Genomic DNA, 535 nt, shown 5'->3' on the forward strand with positions numbered 1-535 from the left:
AACATTGAACATGTTGTTGCCCCAGAAAGTCATTCCGTTGAAGCCCGCGGCAATATCTTTAATCACCTGCCAGGCATCAGCCTGGGACTGGATGTAAACATCAAACATGAAGCGTGGCTCGGTACCGCTTCCGCCTTTCCCGTCGGGTACCTTCTGGTCGCAGCGCTGGGCGATGCGATAGAGCTCCCACTTATCGAGCATTTCTGGCGTCACGCGGCGCCCAAGGCCGAAGCGCGGCTCAGTCAGAACATCGAACCAAATCCACGCCGGGTTATTCGTCCAGCCCCATTTAAACGTCCCGTCCCATGTTCCGCTATAAGTCCGCGCTATTGGATCATAGTTCGAAGGGATTCGGATGATGCGACCCTTCGGCATGCAGGAAATCTTAGGGATGTTGTTGAATGACTTTGCGTTAAAGGACACATACAGCAGCGCGGTGTGTGGATATCGCAGGCGAGCATCGATCACCTCAGTAATCGCTTGCACCTGCGTTTTGTTCTGCAGCATCTGGCTGGTGCTGTCATCGGTGTCACGC

Annotated in this window: 1 pseudogene; it reads right to left on the minus strand. The window is 54.2% G+C overall.

The features are described from left to right. Positions 1-535: pseudogene (locus tag ACNQ0W_RS25345) on the minus strand (host specificity protein); the annotation flags it as partial.

Origin of the sequence: Enterobacter cloacae complex sp. 6730903 (assembly GCF_048283985.1) — a bacterium.
Taxonomy (GTDB): domain Bacteria; phylum Pseudomonadota; class Gammaproteobacteria; order Enterobacterales; family Enterobacteriaceae; genus Enterobacter; species Enterobacter hormaechei_C.